We start from the raw sequence: 20,059 nt of genomic DNA, 5'->3' as shown, positions 1-20,059 counted from the left end.
CGGCTCCTTGTTATTCGCGCCGCCCTGCCGGACTCAGATGGGCAGGGCGATGTAGAAGATGGTGCCGTGGCCGATCCGCGAATGCACGCCGATACGACCACCATGCAGCTGAGCGATTTCCTTGCATAAGGCAAGTCCCAGTCCGGCGCCGCCGCGGCGTCGGCCGATCTGCACGAACGGCTCGAAGATGCGCGCCTGCTGACTGTAGGGAATGCCCTCGCCGTTGTCCTCGACGCTGAGAATCACCCGTTCGCCGTGATGCCGCGCCAGCAGGCGGATTTCGCCGCCGTCCGGTGTGTGCCGTAGTGCATTGCTGAGCAGGTTGTCTAGCGTCCGGTCCATTTGCTGTTGGTCCAGCAACAGGCTTGGCAGTGGCGTCTGCAGTTCCAGCTTGATTTCGATGTCGTTCTGCGCGGCACTTGCCTCGAAGCGCTGCCGTGCCTGCTCGAGGAGCACCGCCGGGTCACAGGGCACGCGCTCGAGCTTTTGCTGGCCACTCTGGTAGCGCGAGAAGTTGAGCAGATCGTTGATCAGTGTGACCAGGCGCTGCATCTCTTCATGCACAGTGGTGAACAGGTCGGCTTCGCGGCTGTTGTCCGGGTAGTGCGTTCGTTCGCGCAGCAGACTGAAGGCCATCTGCATGCCCGTCACCGGCGTGCGCAGTTCATGCGAGGCACGCAAGACGAACTCGTTGCGCACGCGCTCGAAGGTGCGCTGGTCGGTGACGTCGTGGAGCACCATCACCGCGCCACTGATGCGGCCGTCGTGATGGTTCACCGGACTCATGCGCCACGACAACAAGCGACGCTCGCCATCAGCCTCGATCACCAGATCCTCCGGCGGGCCGGATAGAGGCGTGTCGGCCAGCACCTGACGCGCGGCCTCGTCCAGTTCCGGATAGCTGAGGGCTTGGCCAAGCGTCGAGCCCAGATGTTCTGTCTCCCAGGCCAGCTGCCGTTGCGCGACTGGGTTGGCATGTTCCAGGCGGCCCTGGCGATCGATGATCAACAGGCCATCATCGATGCTGTCGAGCAACGCTTGCAGCCGTTGCTGACCATCAACCAGCGCTTCGACATTGGTTTGCTTGAACTGGTGCAGCGCCTGCGCCATCAGACCGAAGCGACGAATCAGCGACGACAGCTCAGCAATGGGCGAGCTGGGCAGATTGATATTGAAGTCGCCGCGGCCGATCTGGTCGGCAACGCTGGACAGTTGCTCGATGGGGTCACCGAAGCGCCGGGCGAAACTGTGCGCGGTGACGAAGCCGATCAGCAGCACCGCAATACCGGTCAACCCGAGCAGCCCGGCGAGCAACTGTGCGCGTTCGCGGCTGCGAATCTCGGTATCGCGAATCTGGTTGTAGGCGGCCTGTTGCATGTCGACCATCAACTCGCGGACGCGGTTGAAGGATTGGCTGAGAGGATTGTCCTCGAGCAGTGTTGCGTTCAGGTTGGACGGTGTACCCAGCTGCGCGGCAAAGTGCGCGTAAGCCTCGTCGATGGCTTCATAAGCGTTACGGTCCTGCTCGTCGGTGGCGTTCGCCATACCGCGCGCCAGTGCACTCACAAATATATCGCGAGATTCGTTCAGGGCTTCAAGATCGCGCTCTTCACGGACCAGCAGCAGCAGTTGATTGCCCAGCGCCTGGCGCAGCTGCTGGTTGACCTCGATGACACCGAAGTTGTCACGAATGAGGTTTTCCTGGCTTTTTGCCATTTGCACGACGCTGACCAGGGCCAGCAGCAGCCCAAGCAAGGCCACAGTCATTAATGCGGAGAACCCCAGAAACAGTCGGGTCCTCAGCTTCATCTGGATTTTCATAGGCCGTATTGCTTGCGTTTCCGGTAGAGCGTCGAGGCGTCGATACCAAGGATTCGGGCGGCTTGTTCGAGGGTGTCGCTGGTGCTCAACACGCCTGAGATATGCGCTTTTTCCAGCGCCTCCAGGCTGAGCGGCTCACCGATCCGCGGCGCATTGCTGACGGCCTGATCGGCCAGGCCGAGATGGCTGACTTCGATCATGTCCTGCGGACAGATGATGCTGGCGCGCTCGACCACGTTGCGCAATTCACGCACGTTGCCTGGCCAGCGGTAGGCTTTCAGCGCCCCAATGGCGCTGTCGCTGAAGCCGCGCGCCGGTCGCCCGTAGCTTTTCACGAAGAACGCCAGGAAGCGCTCGGCGAGCGTCAGTACGTCTTCCGGACGTTCGCGCATGGGCGGCAGGTTCAGGGTGATGACATTCAGGCGATAGAGCAGGTCTTCACGGAATTTCCCTTCACGAACCATTTCTTCGAGGTTGAGGTTGGTGGCCGCAAGGATGCGCACGTCGGCCCGTCGGGTGACCGGGTCACCGACGCGCTCGTATTCCTTGTCCTGAATGAAGCGCAGCAGTTTCGGTTGTAAAGCGAGAGGAAAATCGCCGATCTCGTCAAGGAACAAGGTTCCGCCGTCAGCCTGATTGACGCGGCCCAGGGTGCTTTCGGTGGCTCCAGTGAAGGCACCGCGATTGTGCCCGAACAGCTCGCTTTCCATCAGATCCGCGGACAGGGACGGGCAATTGATGGTGATGAACGCCTTCTTAGAGCGCCTGCTCCAGTTGTGGATTGCGCGCGCCAATTCGCCTTTGCCCGTGCCTGATTCGCCGAGGATGAGGATGTTTGCGTCGGTATCGGCGACCTGGCGCGCGGTTTCAAGCACGTTCATCATTGCCGGGCTGTACGAGCCCAACGCATCACTGCGTTTTTGCACCTCGCCTTCCAGCGCTTCCAGGCGCGCGGCCATCTGCCGGACTTCCAGCTGCTTGGCGGCCGACAGGCGCAGCTGCTCGGGGCTGCATGGCTTGACCAGGTAGTCCGCGGCGCCCGCTTGCATTGCGTCCACCGCAGTGTCTACCGCCGAATGGGCTGTGACGATTACCACACGCATCCAGGGTGCAAGTACGCGCATCTGCTGCAGGACATCGAGACCGTTGTCTTCACCCAGGCGAAGATCCAGAAAGCACAGGTCAAACACCTGCCGCTGCAGGATCGATTCGGCCTGGGATGCACTGGCCGCCGTAACCACCGTGTAGCCGCGGTCCTCGAGGCAATAGCGGAACGTGCGCAGAATCGCTGCTTCGTCGTCCACTAGCAGGATGCGGCCGCCGGTGTCGGTCGTTTGGTCCATGAATGCTCCAGTCAGGCAAAAGCGGTGAATGAATGGCGAGTCGTTGGGGGAGATCCCGTTGCTGTGTCGCCGCGAGGTCGCTCAGCGCCAGCGTTAGTCTACGCAAAGCCATGCAAGTTGCACGGTGCGCAAAGGTCTTTCCTGCAGCCTGCAATCAAGCGCGAAGCGGAACGGCTGTGCAAGTCGCTGATTATAGGGATGTTTGGCTGTTTTTAGTGCTGGCATGGGGCTTGCGGTCGTTTTCTCGCACGCGCGTCTTCGACAGCAGTCGAGGCGCATCGCATTTGTATTCGGAGGCCCCATGAACCAGAACATGAACCAACTCAACGAGCTCATCGAAATCACCCGCGACGGTCAGCATTTCTATCAGCATGCGCTTGACGAGGTGAAGGACGTCGACCTGCAGCACCTGTTCCGCGATATGGCCCAGGCCAAGACGCACATCATTCAGGCGCTCTCGGTAAAGGTGGCGGCCAATCAGCAGCAGCCCGCCAAAGGCGGCACCACAGCCGGCAAACTGCGTGAAATGTACGCCGACACCAAGGCGCAGCTAGGCGACACCGACGCGGTGTACATCGACCAGCTGGACCAGACCGAAGAGCGCATCCTGGCCGCCTTCGAGGATGTGCTGAAAACAGCAGACCCGGATGTGAAGGCGTTGCTGGCCATTGAACTGCCAAAAATCCGGGCCTGCCACGAGCGTATTCACACGCTCAATCACAGTGGCAGAAGCAACAGGGATTAGTCCGTCGTGCAAATCGCCCGGCGCGCCGCATGGGCATCGTGCAATATAAATTGGCGCGGCTAAGTTTGTTGTATATAAGTCATTGAAATTATTGGTTTTATTGCAAATCTAACGAATGGCACGGGCCCTGCAACATAACCGCTAAGACAGACATGCCCCGCATGCTTAGAAGGAGTTGAGGATGAATCGTCAAGCACGCTTCCTACTGGTTGGAAAAGGTTTCCTGACTGCCGCTGTGGTCACGCTGATCATGGGCGCTGAACAGCCGTCATCGGAGCCGTTCAGCCGGACGCAGCACGAGTCGGCGGAACGAATCCACATGTACGACGCTCAACCTGTAGGGATCGTGCAAACCGGACCTGCTCCGCAGACGATTGATTATCTGCAAGGGCGGTCGGAACAACGCTGGGTTTTCTAGTTGGAGGTCGGCGAGCTGATCCAGATCGGTCCCGCTGAAGATGTCCTGAACCGAAGAGGAGTTACACCATGCTGAGTTGGGCTATTACGTTTCTGATCATTGCCATCATCGCTGCAGTACTGGGCTTCGGTGGTATCGCTGGCACTGCGACGGGCATCGCCAAGATCCTGTTCGTGGTTTTCCTGGTGCTGTTTGTAGCTTCGCTGATTTTCGGACGGGGCCGCGGCCCGCGAGTCTGATGCATAAAGCCGCTCATTGGGGCGGCTGCACTCGATTAAGGAAGCGGCAGCGGCTGGATGCCTTTATTCAAGCCTTCGCCAAAAGCGGAGTGCTGATACCGGGGGTGATTCGTCGGTGATCGCCCAGCCCCTGCAACGGGGGAGCCAAGGGGTTGGGACGCTCTTCAACGGAGCGACCTAGGGGTACAGGGGGTACCTCCGTCATGGACCGGGCTCGGCGAAAGGCAACCGAAGGTGGGATGCCACCTTCGGTTTGCGGTTTCTCCAGCGCTTCACGCCCTGCTCGATTTGTACTCCCCCAAACGGTTCATAGCCCGGGTTGAACCCGCCTCACGCGCAAGGCCGTTTCCCTCCGTATTCCGCCGGTTCGCTGCATCCACCTTCGCTTCGTCCTGCTTGGTTCATGGCCGTTCTCCCGCCGCACCGCTATCATCGCGCGCAGTCATTTGTTGGAGAACCCCATGCTCAACGGCCTCTGGCTGGGCTTTTTTCTGATCGCTGCAGTTGCCGCGCTGGCGCGCTGGTTGCTGGGCGACGATCCGGCTGTATTTGCCGCGCTGGTCGAGAGTCTCTTCGCCATGGCCAAGCTGGCCGTGGAAATCATGATCGTGCTGTTTGGCACGCTGACGCTTTGGCTCGGCTTTTTGCGTATCGCCGAAAAGGCTGGGTTGATCGAGCAACTGGCGCGGTTGCTCGGGCCGTTGTTCAGGCGTTTGATGCCGGAAGTGCCAGCCGGACACCCGGCCTTGGGGCTGATCACCCTCAACTTCGCGGCCAACGGGCTGGGCCTGGACAACGCCGCCACGCCGATCGGCCTGCGCGCGATGCGTGCTCTGCAGGAGCTCAACCCGAGCAAGACCGTCGCCAGTAATGCGCAGATTCTGTTTCTGGTGCTCAACACCTCGTCGCTGACGCTGCTGCCGGTGTCGATCTTCATGTATCGCGTGCAGCAAGGCGCTGAGGACCCGACCTTGGTGTTTTTGCCGATCCTGCTGGCCACCACCGCATCGTCACTGGCCGGCCTCATGGCCGTCGCTCTGGTTCAGCGTCTGCGCCTGTGGGACCCGGTGGTGCTGGCCTATCTGGTTCCGGGAGCGTTGCTGTTGGGCGGCTTTATGGCGTTGCTGGCGGGACTGTCGGCCACCGCGCTGTCCACCCTGTCATCGCTGCTGGGAAATCTGACATTGTTCGGTTTGATCATCGCGTTCCTCGTCATCGGTGCGCTGCGCAAGGTGCCGGTGTACGAGAGCTTTGTCGAAGGGGCGCAGGAGGGCTTCGATGTTGCCAAGAGCCTGCTGCCCTATCTGATCGCGATGCTATGCGCGATCGGCGTATTCAGAGCATCCGGCGCGCTGGATTTCGGGCTCGATGGTATCCGTTGGTTGGTGGATGCGTTGGGCTGGGATACCCGTTTCGTCGACGCGCTCCCCACTGCGTTGGTCAAACCGTTCTCCGGCAGCGCCGCGCGCGCCATGCTGATCGAGACCATGCAGAGTCAGGGCGTGGACAGTTTTGCGGCGCTGGTTGCTGCGACCGTGCAAGGCAGCACCGAAACCACCTTCTATGTACTGGCCGTTTATTTTGGTGCGGTGGGCATCCAGCGGGCGCGACATGCGGTGGGCTGCGCCTTGGCGGCGGACTTCGCCGGCATCGTTGCGGCGATTCTGGTTTGCTACTGGTTCTTCGGTTGAGTCGGTGCAGAAGGGGTTTCGAGCAGAGCGAAAAAAGAACCCGCCAATTGGCGGGTTAAAGCGTGGCTCGTTGCCAGAGCCGAAATAACGGTTCGGCGAGGAACATCACCAGGAACAGCCGCAGCACCTGCAGCGCCGTGACCAGCGCGACCGACAACTGCAGCGCCTCGGCTGTCAGGCACAGCTCGGTAATCCCGCCAGGCATCATTCCCAGCATCAGCGACGTCTGGTTCAGCGTAGCCGCCCATCCCAGCGCTTCGGCGAGGCCCGCTGCAGCGAGCATCGCCAGCAGGGTGAACAGCAGGATACGCAGCATGAATCGCGGCGCGCTGCGAAAGAATGGCCGATCGAAGTGACAGCCCAGCGAGCAGCCAATCAGCCACTGGCCGAACTGGCCAACACCTTCAGGCATGCCCAATTGCAGGTCGAAAGCGGCACTGGCGACCGCACAGACCGTGAGCGGCCCCAGCATCCAGGGGTTGGGTTGGCCGAGCCGCTTCCAGAGCAGCGCCAGCAGCCCGCCCGCCGGCAACAGCACAGCCAGCCAAGGCCAGCTGACCGGCGCCGGTGGCGGGGCATCCACTGGCGGGAGGCTCCAGGTAAACAGGGCGGGGATGATCAGCACCACCAGCAGCAGTCGCATGCTATGAGCAGCGGCGACCATAGCCGGCTGGGCCGCGTGGCGACCGGCCAGGTTGACCATCTCGCTGGCGCCGCCCGGCATGCTGGAAAAGAATGCCGTGGCGCGGTCCGTGCCGCTGCGCAGGAGGATGTAGATGCCGATCAGGCTCAGCAGCAGCGTGCCGAGCGCGCCGGCGAGGATTACACCGAAGTGCTCAAGCACCTGCTGCATGACCTCGCTGGTGAAATGCAGGCCGATGGCGCTGGCGATCAACCATTGCCCGGCCTGCCGACCGTGCGGGACTTCATTGACCAGCCAGCCACTGCAGCGAACCGCAATGACTGCCAGCAGCGAACCGACCATCCACGGCAGCGGCCAGCCGGCCAGGCTGGCCAGCCAGCCACCGAGGGCGCCGACAACGGGTGTCGCCCACCATCCCGGAAGTCGGCGCAGCATCTCAGGCATGCGCCTCGTTCAACTTGGTGCGGCGGCGCTGGCGCCACCAGCGCAGGCCCGGCATAGCCAGCATCAATGCCGCCATCGCCCACAACACCAGCGTGATCGGGCTGCCCCAGAGGATGCCGAGATCGCCTGCGGAGATCGACAGCGCCCGGCGCAGGTTGTCTTCCATCATCTCGCCAAGCACGAAGCCGAGAATCAGCGACGACAGCGGAAACTCCAGCTTACGCAGCAGGTAGCCGAACACGCCCAGGCCAACCATCAGCACCAGGTCGAATGTCGTGCTGTGCACGGAGTAGACACCGACCACGCTGATCGCAGTGATCGCCGGAACCAGCACCCAGTTGGGCACGCTGAGCATCTTGGAGAACAGGCCGACCAGCGGGATGTTCATCACCAACAGGATGACGTTGCCGATGAACAGCGAGGCGATCAGGCCCCAGACCACGTCAGGCTGTTGCTCGAACAGCAGCGGACCGGGCGTGATGTTGTACAAGGTCAGTGCGCCGATCATCACCGCCGTGGTGCCTGAGCCGGGCACGCCGAGGGTCAGCATCGGGATCAGCGAGCCGCAAGCCGAGGCGTTGTTGGCAGCTTCCGGCGCGGCCAGACCACGCAGGTCGCCTTCGCCAAACTTGCCGTTGTCGCCGGCCATGCGCTTTTCGCTCATGTAGGTCATAGCACTGGCGATGGTCGCGCCGGCGCCGGGCAGGGTGCCGATGACGAAGCCGGCCAGGGCGCTGCGAACCATGGTCCAGAAGGTGAAGCAGAACTCCTTGAAGTTGAACAGCAGACGTCCGCTGGCCTTGACCGCTTTCTGCCCGCTGTGGGTTTTTTCCAACATCAGCAAGACTTCGCTGACGCTGAAGAAGCCGATCACCACGATCACGAACTGGATGCCGTCCGACAGGCTGACGCTGCCGAAGGTGAAGCGATAGACGCCGGTGGTGGAGTCCACGCCCACGGTCGCCAGCCCCAGGCCAATCAACGCGGCCATCAATGTCTTGACCGGCTTGTCACCCACCATGCCGCCCAGACAGGCAATGGCGAAAATCATCAGCACGAAGTATTCCGCCGGGCCAAACGCCACCGCCCATTTCGCCAGCAGCGGGGCGAACAACACCACCCCACAGGTAGCGATGATGCTGCCCATGAAAGAGCTGACTGCCGAGAGCGACAGCGCGATGCCCGCCTTGCCCTGGCGTGCCAGTGGGTAGCCGTCAATCGTGGTCATGACTGCAGCGGCGTCGCCGGGCACGTTGAGCAGGATTGCTGAGATACGGCCGCCGTACTCGCAGCCCAGATACACGGCCGCCAGGAGGATCAGCGCGGTTTCCGGCGGAAGACCCAGGGCAAAGGCGAGCGGCAGCAGCAGGGCCACGCCGTTGATCGGGCCGAGACCCGGCAGCAGGCCGACAATGGTGCCGACAAACGCGCCGAAAAGCGCCACCAGCAGGTTGGTCGGTCGCGTCGCGACATCGAAGCCCTGCCACAAGAAATTCAAGGTTTCCATTTTCAGCTCTCCAGCAAGCGCAGCACACCGAGCGGCAGCGGCACGTCAAGCGACAGGTCGAACAAGCCGTAGAGCAGCACGCCCATCAGCACACCACTGATCAGGCACGGCCATAAGCGTCCGTTGAACAGCAGGCCCAACGCGAAGGTGGCCAGCGCCGTGGTGATGACGAAGCCAAGCTTCTCGAACAGCAGGGCATACGCCAGCAGGACCAACACGCAGAGGGCCGCCCGGCGGGCCATCGCCCAATTGAACGGCGGCGTCGGCTCACCGTGTGGTTTGCAGAGCAGCCAGAGTGAGCCGCAGCCCATCAGGAGCAGCAGCAACAGCGGATAGGCGCGCGGACCGACCGGGTCGTAGGCGAAGGGCGCCTCAAAACCCCAGGCGAGCAGCGCGAGACCGGCGCAGGCGAGCAGCCAGGCCGCGGCAAAGACACGAACGTACATGGTGGTGACCTCGGGAGAAGCCAACCGCGGCCTCCGGTCCGCTGGACCGGCCGCCGCGGGCAGCGGGTGTTACTTGACCAGACCGAACTCGCCGGCGAGTTCTTTGTAGTCGGCGACCTGCTTGTTGACGAAAGCGGTGAGCTCATCGCCGGTCATCGACAGCGGGAACAGGTCACGTTGTTCGCGAAGCGTGGCGAAATCCTCGTCAGCCAACAGCGCATCGAACTGCGTTTTCCACCAGTTGAAGTCTTCATCGCTGACTTCCGGGCCCATGTAGAAGCCGCGGATCACCGGCCAGCTGATGTCGTAGCCCTGTTCCTTGGCAGTCGGCAGCTCCGACAGCTTGCCGGGCAGGCGATCATCGGACAGCACCGCGAGCACTCGAATCTTGCCTGCTTCGAGTTGCGGCGCGACTTCGCCCAGCCCGCTGCTGGTGACCTGGACATGGCCACCGAGCATGGCGGTGAGGGTTTCGCCGCCGCCTTCGAACGCGACGTAGCGCAACTTCTTCGGATCGACCCCGGCTGCGCGCGCGATCAGCGCAGTCTGCATCCAGTCCTGACCACCAATGGTGGCGCCGGCACCAAAGACAACGCTGGCTGGATCTTTCTTCACCGCCGCGATCAGGTCGTCGAGGTTCTGGTAGGGCGCATCGGCGCGTACCGAAATGGCGCCGTAGTCGGTGCCGATACCGGCCAGCCAGCGCACGTCGCTTTCGTCATAACGACCGAACTTGCCTTGCGCCAGGTTCAGCAGCGAGCCGCTGGAGAACGCCGTAATGGTCGCGGGGTCGTCGGCGCGCTGGGCGATTACCGCGTTGTAGGCCACTGCGCCGACTCCACCAGGCATGTAGGTGACGCGCATGGGCGACTCGAGCAGACCTTTGTCTTTCAGGCCGCTCTGGGCCAGCTTGCAGGTCAGGTCGAAGCCACCGCCGGGTTTGGCTGGGGCGATGCATTCAGGACGCTTGGGCTCGGCGAACAGCTGGCTGGACAGAACCAGGCAGGACGAGAGCAGGGCGATACGACGGATTGCTGTCTTCATGGGTGTCTCCTTTGATTCTTATTGTGGACGGCTTTACCAGATCGGCAGGCTGTAGCTCACGATCAGGCGGTTTTCGTCGGCGTCACGGGCGAAATCGGAACGGAACATGGCGTTACGCATGCGTACGGCGACGTTCTTCAGCGGCCCTGTTTGCACGACGTACTTGAGCTCGATGTCGCGCTCCCACTCGCTGCCATTGCTGCCGCCGTTGTACTCGGCGTTATCACCGGAGATGTAGCGGGTCAGGAAGGTCAGCCCAGGGATGCCAATCGAGGCGAAGTTGTAGTCGTAACGGGCCTGCCAGGAGCGCTCGTCCGCGTTGGCGAAGTCGTTGATCTGGACAAAGTTGACGAGGTAGGGATCGCCGCCATCGATGTAGGCGTAGCCGGTGTCGCCGTTCATCTGTTGATAGGCGAGGCTCAGCTTGTGACCGCCGAGGCTGTAACCGACCATGCCGTTCCAGGCCTGGTTGTCGATCTTGCCGGCATTGGCCGCGCCGGTGTCGTCACTGATCATCAGGCGCAAGTCGGCGGTCAGCGAGGATGTCTCGCTCAGCGGGTGCACGGCCTGCAGGTTGAAGAAGTGCTGGCGGTAGATGTCGTCCAGTTCGGCGGCGTAATAGGTGCCGATGAGCTTTTCGCTGAAATCATACCGGGCACCGGCGAAGGTCAGATGGTCGGCTTCGGCGGCGCTGTCGAAACGACCGTTCTTGTTGTTGATCTGCAGTTCCTGGGAATTGGTCGACGCGCGATCGATGACCTTGTCCAGGCGGCCACCGGTCAGGGTCAGGCCGGACACGTCCTGAGAAACCAATATCGCACCTTCGAAGACCTGGGGCAGGGTGCGGCTGTCACTGGCTTTTACCACGGGCGTTTCCGGGATATGGCTGCCGTAGCGCAGCTCGGTCTCGGAGATCTTGGCCTTTGCGGTCAGGCCGAGACGGCTGAACTCGTCCGGCGTGCTGCCGTCGTCATGTACCGGCAGCAGATCGGTACCGGTGCGACCCGCGCCGGAGTCCAATTTGATACCGAGCATGCCCGTAGCGTCGAGGCCAAAGCCGACGGTGCCTTCGGTGAAACCGGACTCGATGTTGAGCAAAAAGCCCTGCGACCATTCCTCGCGTTTGGACTGGCCGCTGCCTTCGCGGAAGTCGCGATTGAGGTAGATATTCTGGGTTTGCAGGGTCGCGCTGCTGTCTTCGATAAAGTCGGCCTGGGCCAAGGGCGCCAGGGAGGCAGCCGCGACGGCGAGGGCAAGACGAGCAGGGGTGGGTTTCTTTCTGACGGCAGTCAGCATCCTTCAATCTCCACTATTGTTTTTGTTGTGGCGGCTTAGTGCCGCGCCAGGTGGATCGAGCCACCTGATCCCGATCCTAGGCGGCGAAACTTTCGCCAGGCTTTCAAGGGTGAAAGCAGCGTGCGGCGTGCCGTGTCGCTACACTGGCGGCCCGTTCCGTACGTGGCAGAGGACAGGCAATGCGGATTCTCTTGGTCGAGGACCATCCCCAGTTGGCTGAAAGCGTGGCGCAGGCGTTGCGCGCGGCCGGATGGACGGTTGACCTGCTCAACGATGGGGTGGCCGCTGATCTGGCGTTGTCGACCGAGGACTACGCGCTGGCGATCCTTGATGTCGGCCTGCCCAGGCTCGACGGCTTTCAGGTACTGTCGCGCTTGCGCAAACGCGGCAAGACCCTGCCGGTGTTGATGCTGACGGCGCGCAGCGAGGTGACCGATCGGGTGCACGGGCTCAACTTGGGCGCCGATGACTACCTGGCCAAACCCTTCGAGCTTTCCGAGCTGGAGGCACGGGTCAAGGCGCTGTTGCGGCGTAGCGTGGCCGCCGGCGAACGTCAGCAGAGCTGCGGTCCGCTGGTCTATGACCTGGATGCAAGGCGCTTCTCCCTCAATCAGCAGGCACTCAGCCTGACTTCACGCGAACAGGCGGTGCTCGAGGCGCTGATCACCCGGCCTGGGCGGGTCATGAGCAAGGATCAACTGGCGGCTCAGGTGTTCGGCCTCGATGAAGATGCCAGCGCCGATGCCATCGAAATCTACATTCACCGGCTGCGCAAGAAACTCGAAGGCAGTTCGGTGCGCATCGTGACCTTCCGAGGGTTGGGCTATCTCCTGGAGGCAGCGGATGCCTGACGCACTACAACCGCGCGCGGGCAGTTTGCGTGGGGGGTTGCTGCGCAGGCTGGCCATGTTGCTGACCCTGTTGATGTTGTTCAGTGGCTGGAGCGCTTACTGGAACGGGCGTGCAGCGGCTGACTCGGCGTATGACCGCACATTATTGGCCTCTGCCCGGGCCATCGCCGATGGTCTGGTCGCCAGTGATGGGCAGCTGCGCGCCAATGTGCCCTACGTGGCGCTCGACACCTTCGCCTACGACAGCGCCGGGCGCATCTACTACCAGGTGCTGGATACCGAAGGCCGGCTGGTCAGCGGCTACGAGCATCTGCCGGCGCCAGGCGCTGACATCCGTCGCACCGATGACTATCCCGCGCTGGCTCGCTTCTATGACGGTGAGTTCCGAGGCGAGGGCGTGCGTCTGGTAAGTCTGCTGCAACCGGTGAGCGAGCCGGAGCTCAACGGTATCGCTGAAATCCGTGTCGCTGAAACACTCGGCGCGCGTGAGCGTATGGCTCGCAGTTTGCTCGTGGATACGCTGTGGCGTGTCGGATCGCTGGCGATCGCAGCATTGATGCTGGTGTGGCTGGCGGTCAGTGCGGCGCTGCGCCCTTTGGGTAAGCTCAGCGAGGCCGTGGAGGCGCGCCAGCCTGACGATCTGCGGCCGCTGCCATTGGTGGCCGTTCAGCGCGAGCTCAAGCCTTTGGTAGTGTCGCTCAATCATTTCACCGAGCGTCTGCGCGGCCAGTTCGAACGGCAGGCGCAGTTTATCGCCGACGCCGCGCATGAGTTGCGTACGCCGTTGGCGGCGCTGAAGGCGCGTATCGAGCTGGGTCAGCGCGAGGTCCAGCCACAGCGCTGGCAAGAAACCCTGGAAGAGGCTGGCGCGCATACCGACCGGGTCATTCACCTGGCCAATCAATTATTGTCACTGGCGCGTATCGAGACCGGTGCGCAATCGATCGCCGAAGGCAATGCCCAGCGCCTCGACCTCAGCCAGCTGGCTCGGGAATTGGGGTTGGCAATGGCGGCGCTGGCGCACAAACGGGGCGTTGCGCTGGCGCTGGAAGCCGAACAGCCGGTGTGGATCGACGGCGAGCCGACGCTGCTGACGGAGCTGCTCAGTAACCTGCTGGACAACGCTCTGGCGCACACGTCGAACGGCGGCAACGTGGTGCTGCGCGTGCTGGATGAGGGTGTGCTGGAGGTCGAGGACGACGGGCCGGGGATTGCCGAGGCGGAGCGCGACAAGGTCTTCGCCCGTTTCTACCGTGTGCAGCAGCAAGGGCAGGGTGCAGGGCTTGGTCTGGCTATCGTCGGCGAAATCACTCGTGCCCACCGGGCCATTATCGAGCTGGGCCAGGGCGAGCTGGGCGGGCTGCTGGTCAAGGTGCGCTTCCCACCACCGGTTTCCGATTCAGCTGACTGAAGGCTCGAAAAGCTCGTCCGGCTTGGCAACGGCGACCTGATTACGGCCGTTGTGTTTGGCTCGGTAGAGCGCTGTGTCGGTGGCCGCCAGCAGTTGTGTCGGGGTGCAGTTCGCGGGCGGCTGCAGGGTCGCCACGCCAATGCTGATGGTCAGCTCCAGGCGCTTCTCGCCATGAACAGGCCTTAGCACCGCTACCGCTGCGCGGATTCGCTCGGCTTGCTCGCGGGCCTCGTGACTGTTCATGCCCGGTAGCGCCATGACGAACTCTTCACCGCCATAGCGTGCCACGACATCGCCCGCTCGTTGACCGTATTGCCTGAGCGTGTCGGCTACCAGCCGCAGGCAGTCGTCGCCGAATGGATGGCCATAGGTATCGTTGACTTGCTTGAAATGGTCGATATCCAGCAGCAGCACGGACAAGGGCGTTTCGGTGCGCTGTGCGCGGCGGATTTCTTCGTCGATCATCAGGTCGAAATGGCCGCGGTTGGACAGCTGGGTCAACGCATCGGTGACGCTCAGGCGAGTGAGCTGTTCGTTGACCAACTCCAGGCCGCGCTTGGCGTCCTCCAGTGCACGGGTGCGCTCGTAGACCCGCACTTCCAGTGCTTCGTTTGCGCGCACTTGCGCCGCCAGGGCCTGTTGTTGGGCCTGCAGGCGCTGTTCGCGCTCATGAGCAAGCGCCTCGGATGCTTGTAGCAGGCTCTGCTGGGCCAGAACGCGACGGTCCCGCTCCTGATTGATGCGCTGGGCAAGCGCCATGGAGAGCAGCACGAACTCAGCGAACATCCCAATCAGCTGGCCATGCAGGGTTAATGCGTTCAGCGGCAGAAGGCCTTCCAGCGCGAGCAGATGGACGACAGTGGCGATCAATAAAGTCGACCAGGCAATTGTGAACAATTTTGCCGAGCCGTTGCCACGAAGCCACAGGTTGATAACGGCGGCCATGGTCAGGACGCAATGTACGAGGGCGACTGGCTCGGCCATCAGGTAACGACCCAGCGAGGGCGCGAACAGGGTGACCAGAATCACCACGGCCCAGTACCCCATCAGCACCCAGGTGACCAGCCAGGGCCAGCCGCCATAACTTCGGACCTTGAGAAAGCGACTGGCGAACAACAATGGGGTGAAAAAACATAGGGCTGCCGACAGCGCATAGAAGCGGCGGGTGAAAACAGGCGTGTCGGGCCACAGGAATAGCTGACCGAAGCCGGTTATCGTAAGCACGTAAAACAGCGCGCTGAGCAGATAGAGGACATAGAGCAGATAGGTCGTGTCGCGGGTAAACACGAACAGGCTGCTGTTGTAGAGAAGGATCACCAGCATGCCGCCGAAGAACAGGCTGATCATCGCGACGTCGATGATCTTCTCGGCAGCGAACCCCGTTTCATCATAGATGCTCAACGGCAACGCCATGAGTTCATGGGCCTGTACCTGCATGTACACCACGGCGCGTTCATCGCCGCGGAGCTCCAACGGGAACACCAGGTTGTGGACTGCCAGTGGTTGATCGCGCTTGGGTATGTAGTCTCCGGCCCGCATCAGCGGTCCCCACTCGCCTTTGGCGGGGTAGAACAGGCGCATCCGCACCGCGTCGAGGACAGGCCATTTCACGCTCAGGTACCAGCGGCCTGAGTTGGCTGATGCGCTGTCAAGGCTAAAGCGCAGCCATACGCCGTTCCGCTGTTTTTTAAGATTGGGCTTTGCCAAGGGTTGCCACGACCAGGGCGCGTCATGAGCCGTCGGAAAATCAGCGTCCTGATTGCCCGCTACCCACTCAAGCGCGCCCACCTGAAGCTTTGCACCGCTTTTGCTGACCACGCCTGGAACGACTGCAGCAAAGGCCTGGCTCGACAGAAGCCCGGTAAAGGCTGTTAAGAGGCAGCAGAGCAAAAGCTGACGGAGTCGCATCAGATAGTAAGTCTCGTCCAATGGCCCATCGCAGCGCATGGCATAGCGCAAGGGCCAAAACTGTGGTTTGGCCACCGAAACGATACGACCAATATCGTTTTGATACTACAACCAGGTTACTAACGGCTCACCCATCCATCGGAACGTCTGGCTGGGTACATTGCTGTTCGAGCATCGAGGCATGCGGCGGGCTTATCCAGCACCATCCGAGCACGGATAAGCCGGGGTTGCTCAGCCTGCTCAAGATTTCCATTGCTGTTCGCGGCTGCGTTGTACCGTTCAGTCGTCCCAAATGTAAGGCAGGCGCAGATGCTGTGCTGAGCGATTGAGGGCTTTTTTAGCGACGGTTCGCAACCCTTGGTGGGTGTCTCTGTCCTAACCATGACGTTGAAGATCGCCTCTTAAGGTTGCGGCTCCGTGCTGTTACCGAGGCAGTGGCCTGCTAGACTCCAAACGTTCTGCGTGGCTCACGAGGCCAGCAGGGCAATTCGAAAACAACCAATAAGGAGTGGATCCATGAAAGGCAAATCCTTGGCATGGATATTTTCCGCCGCGTTGGCGGGGACTGGTCTGAGCGGTATGGCTCAGGCGCAAGAGCAATTCGTCACCATCGGTACCGGTGGTCAGACGGGCGTTTACTACGTCGCGGGTCAGTCCATCTGCCGCTTCGTCAACCGTAACGCCGAGGATCTGAAGTGCAACGCTCCGGCCAGTGGCGGCGGCGTAGCGAACGTCAACGGTCTGCGCAGCGGTGAGTTCAACTTCGGCATCATGCAGTCCGATCACCAGTACAAGGCGATGGAAGGTCTGGAGCCGTTCAAGAGCGAAGGCGCGATGGAAGACATCCGTGCCGTGTTCTCGCTGCAGAGCGAAGTCTTCACCGTGCTGGCGCGCCGTGATGCCAACATCAAGAGCCTGGACGATCTGAAAGGCAAACGCGTCAACATCGGCAACCCAGGTTCCGGTCAGCGTGACACCCTTGAAGAGATCATGAAGGAAAAGGATTGGGATCAGTCGGTCTTCAGCCTCGCCGCCGAACTCAAGCCGGCCGAGCTGGCCAGCGCACTGGGCGACAACAACATCGACGCCATGACCTACTTCGTCGGTCACCCCAACGGCGCGATTCAGGAAGCCACCACCACTGTCGACGCAGTTCTGGTTCCGATCACCGGCGCGGAAATCGACAAGCTGCTGTCCGAGAAGAGCTACTACACCAAGGCTGAAATCCCGGGTGGCATGTACAAGGGCAACGATCAGGCGACTCAGTCGATCGGGGGCAAGGCGGTGCTGTCCACTACCTCCAAGGTTGACGACGAAGTGGTCTACAAGCTGGTCAAGTCCGTGTTCGAGAACATCGAGCGCTTCCAGCGTCTGCATCCTGCGTTCAAGGACCTGAAGCCGGAGGACATGATCAAGGTAGGTCTGTCTGCACCGCTGCACGACGGTGCCGTGCGTTACTACAAGGAACGAGGCTGGATGTAACGGCCTTTACGGCTCGCTGCATCGTTGTGGGCGGTGATTCGTCCGCAACGTTCGCCTGAAAACCCGTGTGCCTCGTGCCACGGGTTTTCGCGGTTTCCGTTCCCTGAAAAAACAGGCCACCTTTCATGCAAGACAACCAACTTTCCACTGAAGAGCTGATCGCCAAGGACGTCGGCGCGCGCATGCCCGAAGGCGGCATGGCCAAGCTGATCGCCGGCCTGGCACTGCTCTGGTCGCTGTTCCAGTTATGGATCGCTTCGCCACTGCCGTTCATGCTGCGCTTTGGTGTGTTCAACAACACCGAGGCACGCTCGATTCACCTGTCCTTCGCCCTGCTGCTGGCGTTTCTCGCCTACCCGGCATTCAAGCGTTCACCGCGCGACCGGGTGCCATTGATCGATATCGCGCTCGGGCTGATCGCTGCCGCCAGTGCCGGCTATCTGTTTCTCGTCTACGAGCAGCTGGCACAGCGTCCTGGCAACTTGACTACCATGGATCTGGTCACCGCCTGCATCGGTATTCCGCTGCTGCTGGAAGCCACCCGCCGCGCCCTCGGCCCGGCCCTGGCGGTGATTGCTCTGATATTTCTCGGTTACAGCCTCGCCGGCCCTTACATGCCTGGCCTGCTGGCTCACCGAGGGGTGAGTTTCACCGCGCTGGCCAACCACCAGTGGATCACCACCGAGGGTGTGTTCGGTATCGCACTGGGCGTCTCCACCAGTTTCGTTTTCCTCTTCGTGCTGTTCGGCGCCCTGCTCGAGCGCGCAGGTGCAGGCCATTACTTCATTCAGCTGGCCTTCAGCTTGCTGGGTCACTTCCGGGGCGGGCCGGCCAAGGCCGCAGTCGTGGCATCGGGCATGACCGGCTTGATCTCCGGCTCGTCGATTGCCAACGTGGTGACCACCGGCACATTTACCATCCCGATGATGAAGCGCACGGGTTTCTCGTCCGAGAAGGCGGGGGCGGTCGAAGTGGCTTCGTCGGTGAACGGCCAGATCATGCCGCCGGTAATGGGCGCGGCCGCGTTCCTGATGGTCGAGTACGTCGGCATTCCCTACGTTGAAGTGATCAAGCATGCGTTCCTGCCAGCGCTGATCTCCTATATCGCATTGGTCTACATCGTTCATCTCGAGTCGCTCAAACTCGGCCTCACGGCACTGCCACGGGCAAACGTGGCCAAGCCTTGGATGCAGCGCCTGATCGGTTTCGCCTTCGGCGCCGCGTTGATTTCCGGTGTGTCGCTGGGCGTTTACTACGGCCTCGGTTGGCTCAAGCCGGCGCTTGGTGATGCGGCGATCTGGGTGATTGGCGCCCTGCTGACGGTGATCTACCTGGCATTACTCAAGATCGCGGCGAGCAACCCGCCTTTGCCAGCCGAGGACCCTGACGCACCGCTGGAAAAACTCCCACAGACCCGTCCGGTATTGCTCTCCGGCCTGCATTTCCTGCTGCCGGTGGTGGTGCTGGTCTGGTGCCTGATGGTCGAACGTCTGTCACCTGGCCTTTCAGCTTTCTGGGGCTCAGTGATGCTGATCATCATCCTGCTGACTCAACGCCCCTTGCTCAGCTGGATGCGCCGTGATGGCAGCCACCAGCACGGCGGTTTTATGGACGGCGTGATCGACCTGCGCGAAGGTCTGATTGCCGGCGCCCGCAACATGATCGGCATCGGTATCGCCACGGCGGCGGCTGGGATCATCGTCGGCGCAGTGTCACAGACCGGTGTAGGTCTTGTACTTGCCGATCTGGTCGAGCTGTTGTCCATGGGCAACCTGATGCTGATGCTGTTGCTGACGGCATCCCTCAGCCTGATTCTCGGCATGGGGCTGCCGACCACCGCTAACTACATCGTGGTGTCCAGCTTGCTGGCGCCGGTGGTCGTAGCGCTTGGTCAGCAGAACGGGCTGATCGTGCCACTGATCGCAGTGCATATGTTCGTCTTCTATTTCGGCATCATGGCGGATGTCACCCCGCCGGTTGGGCTGGCCTCGTTCGCAGCGGCAGCCGTGTCCAAGGGCGATCCGATCAAGACCGGTGTGGTGGCGTTCTACTACAGCCTGCGTACCGCGGCGCTACCGTTCCTGTTCATTTTCAATACCGACCTGCTGCTGATCGACGTGGACTTCTGGCACGGCGTAGTGATCTTCATCATTGCGACCGTGGCGATGCTGATCTTTGCGGCTGGCACCCAGGGTTACTTCCTGGTGCGTAGTCGCTGGTACGAGAACGTCCTGCTGCTGCTGGTCGCTTTCACGCTGTTCCGACCCGGTTTCTGGATGGATATCGTGTACGACCCGTACCGTGACATGCCGCCTACCCAGCTGGTCCAGGCACTCGAAGCAGTCGAAGAAGACAGCCAGCTGCGCTTGCGCATCCGCGGCGAAGACGCGGTCGGCGACGTGCGCGACTTCAGTCTGCTGGTGGCGATTCCCAATGGTGATACCGGCGAAGAGAAGCTGGAGAAGCTCGGTCTCATGACTTATGAGGAAGGGGGCAAAGTGCTGATCGACAGCGTGACCTTCGGCAGCCCAGCCGCCGAACTGGGGCTGCAGTTCGATCAGGAGATCCTTGCTGTGCGGGCACCCACCGATCGCATGCCGAAAGAGTGGATGTGGATACCGGCTCTGCTGCTGTTTGCTCTGGTGGTATGGCTGCAGCGACGCCGCAAGCGGGACTGACCATTCCGCATCGCTGACCCGACCCCGGCCATGCCATGCATCGCCGGGGTTTTTGTTTCTGCTGAACGCGACAATCGAAGGGGGCGAGCAGC

At 61.7% G+C, this 20,059-nt stretch carries 16 protein-coding genes; 8 read left to right on the top strand and 8 right to left on the bottom strand.

Features of this window, described 5'->3' with window-relative positions; translation table 11 throughout:
- Window positions 1-33: 33 nt before the first annotated feature.
- Both BUE09_RS03150 and algB read right to left on the bottom strand, forming a co-directional pair.
- On the bottom strand, window positions 34-1,821 hold the full coding sequence (locus tag BUE09_RS03150; protein ID WP_073299242.1) for a KinB sensor domain-containing domain: 1,788 nt from the start codon (window positions 1,819-1,821) through the stop codon (window positions 34-36).
- Complete coding sequence (algB, locus tag BUE09_RS03145) at window positions 1,818-3,164, bottom strand: sigma-54-dependent response regulator transcription factor AlgB (RefSeq protein WP_019341910.1); 1,347 nt, start codon at window positions 3,162-3,164, stop codon at window positions 1,818-1,820. The genes BUE09_RS03150 and algB overlap by 4 nt, the downstream gene beginning before the upstream one ends.
- A gap of 301 nt (window positions 3,165-3,465) precedes the next feature.
- On the opposite strand from algB, the gene BUE09_RS03140 reads away from it, so the two are divergent.
- The 4 genes from BUE09_RS03140 (at window position 3,466) to BUE09_RS03125 (ending at window position 6,257) form a co-directional block, all read left to right on the top strand.
- Complete coding sequence (locus tag BUE09_RS03140) at window positions 3,466-3,909, top strand: ferritin-like domain-containing protein (RefSeq protein WP_073299241.1); 444 nt, start codon at window positions 3,466-3,468, stop codon at window positions 3,907-3,909.
- 181 nt (window positions 3,910-4,090) lie between these two features.
- Window positions 4,091-4,327 (top strand): hypothetical protein, encoded by a 237-nt coding sequence (locus tag BUE09_RS03135; protein WP_073299240.1) that lies wholly within the window; start codon window positions 4,091-4,093, stop codon window positions 4,325-4,327.
- A gap of 68 nt (window positions 4,328-4,395) precedes the next feature.
- Window positions 4,396-4,566 (top strand): DUF1328 domain-containing protein, encoded by a 171-nt coding sequence (locus tag BUE09_RS03130; protein WP_003282841.1) that lies wholly within the window; start codon window positions 4,396-4,398, stop codon window positions 4,564-4,566.
- Between the two features lie 461 nt (window positions 4,567-5,027).
- Complete coding sequence (locus tag BUE09_RS03125) at window positions 5,028-6,257, top strand: nucleoside recognition domain-containing protein (RefSeq protein ID WP_073299239.1); 1,230 nt, start codon at window positions 5,028-5,030, stop codon at window positions 6,255-6,257.
- 55 nt (window positions 6,258-6,312) lie between these two features.
- Here BUE09_RS03125 and BUE09_RS03120 read toward each other — a convergent pair whose 3' ends face one another.
- The 5 genes from BUE09_RS03120 to BUE09_RS03100 all read right to left on the bottom strand — a co-directional run bounded on the left by BUE09_RS03120 (window position 6,313) and on the right by BUE09_RS03100 (window position 11,637).
- The gene (locus BUE09_RS03120) at window positions 6,313-7,335 is read right to left on the bottom strand and encodes an AbrB family transcriptional regulator (RefSeq protein WP_073299486.1); all 1,023 of its coding nucleotides are present in this window, start codon (window positions 7,333-7,335) and stop codon (window positions 6,313-6,315) included.
- A 1-nt stretch (window position 7,336) separates the two neighbouring features.
- Window positions 7,337-8,851, bottom strand: coding sequence for a tripartite tricarboxylate transporter permease (locus BUE09_RS03115; RefSeq protein WP_073299238.1), 1,515 nt, complete (start codon window positions 8,849-8,851; stop codon window positions 7,337-7,339).
- 2 nt (window positions 8,852-8,853) lie between these two features.
- Window positions 8,854-9,297: a tripartite tricarboxylate transporter TctB family protein gene (locus BUE09_RS03110; RefSeq protein WP_073299237.1), complete on the bottom strand. Its 444-nt coding sequence runs from the start codon at window positions 9,295-9,297 to the stop codon at window positions 8,854-8,856.
- Between the two features lie 69 nt (window positions 9,298-9,366).
- The gene (locus BUE09_RS03105; RefSeq protein ID WP_073299236.1) at window positions 9,367-10,341 is read right to left on the bottom strand and encodes a Bug family tripartite tricarboxylate transporter substrate binding protein; all 975 of its coding nucleotides are present in this window, start codon (window positions 10,339-10,341) and stop codon (window positions 9,367-9,369) included.
- Window positions 10,342-10,374: 33 nt separating this feature from the next.
- A complete protein-coding gene (locus BUE09_RS03100) occupies window positions 10,375-11,637 on the bottom strand; it encodes an OprD family porin (protein WP_073299235.1) in 1,263 nt (420 codons plus the stop codon).
- 179 nt (window positions 11,638-11,816) lie between these two features.
- On the opposite strand from BUE09_RS03100, the gene BUE09_RS03095 reads away from it, so the two are divergent.
- Both BUE09_RS03095 and BUE09_RS03090 read left to right on the top strand, forming a co-directional pair.
- Window positions 11,817-12,488, top strand: coding sequence for a response regulator (locus tag BUE09_RS03095; RefSeq protein ID WP_073299234.1), 672 nt, complete (start codon window positions 11,817-11,819; stop codon window positions 12,486-12,488).
- Complete coding sequence (locus tag BUE09_RS03090) at window positions 12,481-13,899, top strand: sensor histidine kinase (protein WP_073299233.1); 1,419 nt, start codon at window positions 12,481-12,483, stop codon at window positions 13,897-13,899. The genes BUE09_RS03095 and BUE09_RS03090 overlap by 8 nt, the downstream gene beginning before the upstream one ends.
- Here BUE09_RS03090 and BUE09_RS03085 read toward each other — a convergent pair.
- Window positions 13,888-15,807 carry a sensor domain-containing diguanylate cyclase gene (locus BUE09_RS03085; RefSeq protein ID WP_073299485.1) on the bottom strand — a complete coding sequence of 640 codons (1,920 nt, stop codon included), beginning with the start codon at window positions 15,805-15,807 and terminating at the stop codon, window positions 13,888-13,890. The genes BUE09_RS03090 and BUE09_RS03085 overlap by 12 nt on opposite strands.
- A gap of 516 nt (window positions 15,808-16,323) precedes the next feature.
- Between BUE09_RS03085 and BUE09_RS03080 the strand changes: the two genes are divergently transcribed.
- Both BUE09_RS03080 and BUE09_RS03075 read left to right on the top strand, forming a co-directional pair.
- On the top strand, window positions 16,324-17,289 hold the full coding sequence (locus BUE09_RS03080; protein ID WP_073299232.1) for a TAXI family TRAP transporter solute-binding subunit: 966 nt from the start codon (window positions 16,324-16,326) through the stop codon (window positions 17,287-17,289).
- Between the two features lie 125 nt (window positions 17,290-17,414).
- Window positions 17,415-19,967, top strand: coding sequence for a TRAP transporter permease (locus BUE09_RS03075; protein ID WP_073299231.1), 2,553 nt, complete (start codon window positions 17,415-17,417; stop codon window positions 19,965-19,967).
- Window positions 19,968-20,059: the final 92 nt, after the last annotated feature.

Source organism: Stutzerimonas xanthomarina DSM 18231, assembly GCF_900129835.1.
GTDB lineage: Bacteria > Pseudomonadota > Gammaproteobacteria > Pseudomonadales > Pseudomonadaceae > Stutzerimonas > Stutzerimonas xanthomarina.
This window is presented reverse-complemented; position numbering and strand designations above follow the sequence as displayed.

Coding starts and splice junctions, on each gene's coding strand:
- BUE09_RS03150 (WP_073299242.1), bottom strand. CDS start 1,821: ATGAAAATCCAGATGAAGCTGAGGACCCGACTGTTTCTGGGGTTCTCC.
- algB (WP_019341910.1), bottom strand. CDS start 3,164: ATGGACCAAACGACCGACACCGGCGGCCGCATCCTGCTAGTGGACGAC.
- BUE09_RS03140 (WP_073299241.1), top strand. CDS start 3,466: ATGAACCAGAACATGAACCAACTCAACGAGCTCATCGAAATCACCCGC.
- BUE09_RS03135 (WP_073299240.1), top strand. CDS start 4,091: ATGAATCGTCAAGCACGCTTCCTACTGGTTGGAAAAGGTTTCCTGACT.
- BUE09_RS03130 (WP_003282841.1), top strand. CDS start 4,396: ATGCTGAGTTGGGCTATTACGTTTCTGATCATTGCCATCATCGCTGCA.
- BUE09_RS03125 (WP_073299239.1), top strand. CDS start 5,028: ATGCTCAACGGCCTCTGGCTGGGCTTTTTTCTGATCGCTGCAGTTGCC.
- BUE09_RS03120 (WP_073299486.1), bottom strand. CDS start 7,335: ATGCTGCGCCGACTTCCGGGATGGTGGGCGACACCCGTTGTCGGCGCC.
- BUE09_RS03115 (WP_073299238.1), bottom strand. CDS start 8,851: ATGGAAACCTTGAATTTCTTGTGGCAGGGCTTCGATGTCGCGACGCGA.
- BUE09_RS03110 (WP_073299237.1), bottom strand. CDS start 9,297: ATGTACGTTCGTGTCTTTGCCGCGGCCTGGCTGCTCGCCTGCGCCGGT.
- BUE09_RS03105 (WP_073299236.1), bottom strand. CDS start 10,341: ATGAAGACAGCAATCCGTCGTATCGCCCTGCTCTCGTCCTGCCTGGTT.
- BUE09_RS03100 (WP_073299235.1), bottom strand. CDS start 11,637: ATGCTGACTGCCGTCAGAAAGAAACCCACCCCTGCTCGTCTTGCCCTC.
- BUE09_RS03095 (WP_073299234.1), top strand. CDS start 11,817: ATGCGGATTCTCTTGGTCGAGGACCATCCCCAGTTGGCTGAAAGCGTG.
- BUE09_RS03090 (WP_073299233.1), top strand. CDS start 12,481: ATGCCTGACGCACTACAACCGCGCGCGGGCAGTTTGCGTGGGGGGTTG.
- BUE09_RS03085 (WP_073299485.1), bottom strand. CDS start 15,807: ATGCGACTCCGTCAGCTTTTGCTCTGCTGCCTCTTAACAGCCTTTACC.
- BUE09_RS03080 (WP_073299232.1), top strand. CDS start 16,324: ATGAAAGGCAAATCCTTGGCATGGATATTTTCCGCCGCGTTGGCGGGG.
- BUE09_RS03075 (WP_073299231.1), top strand. CDS start 17,415: ATGCAAGACAACCAACTTTCCACTGAAGAGCTGATCGCCAAGGACGTC.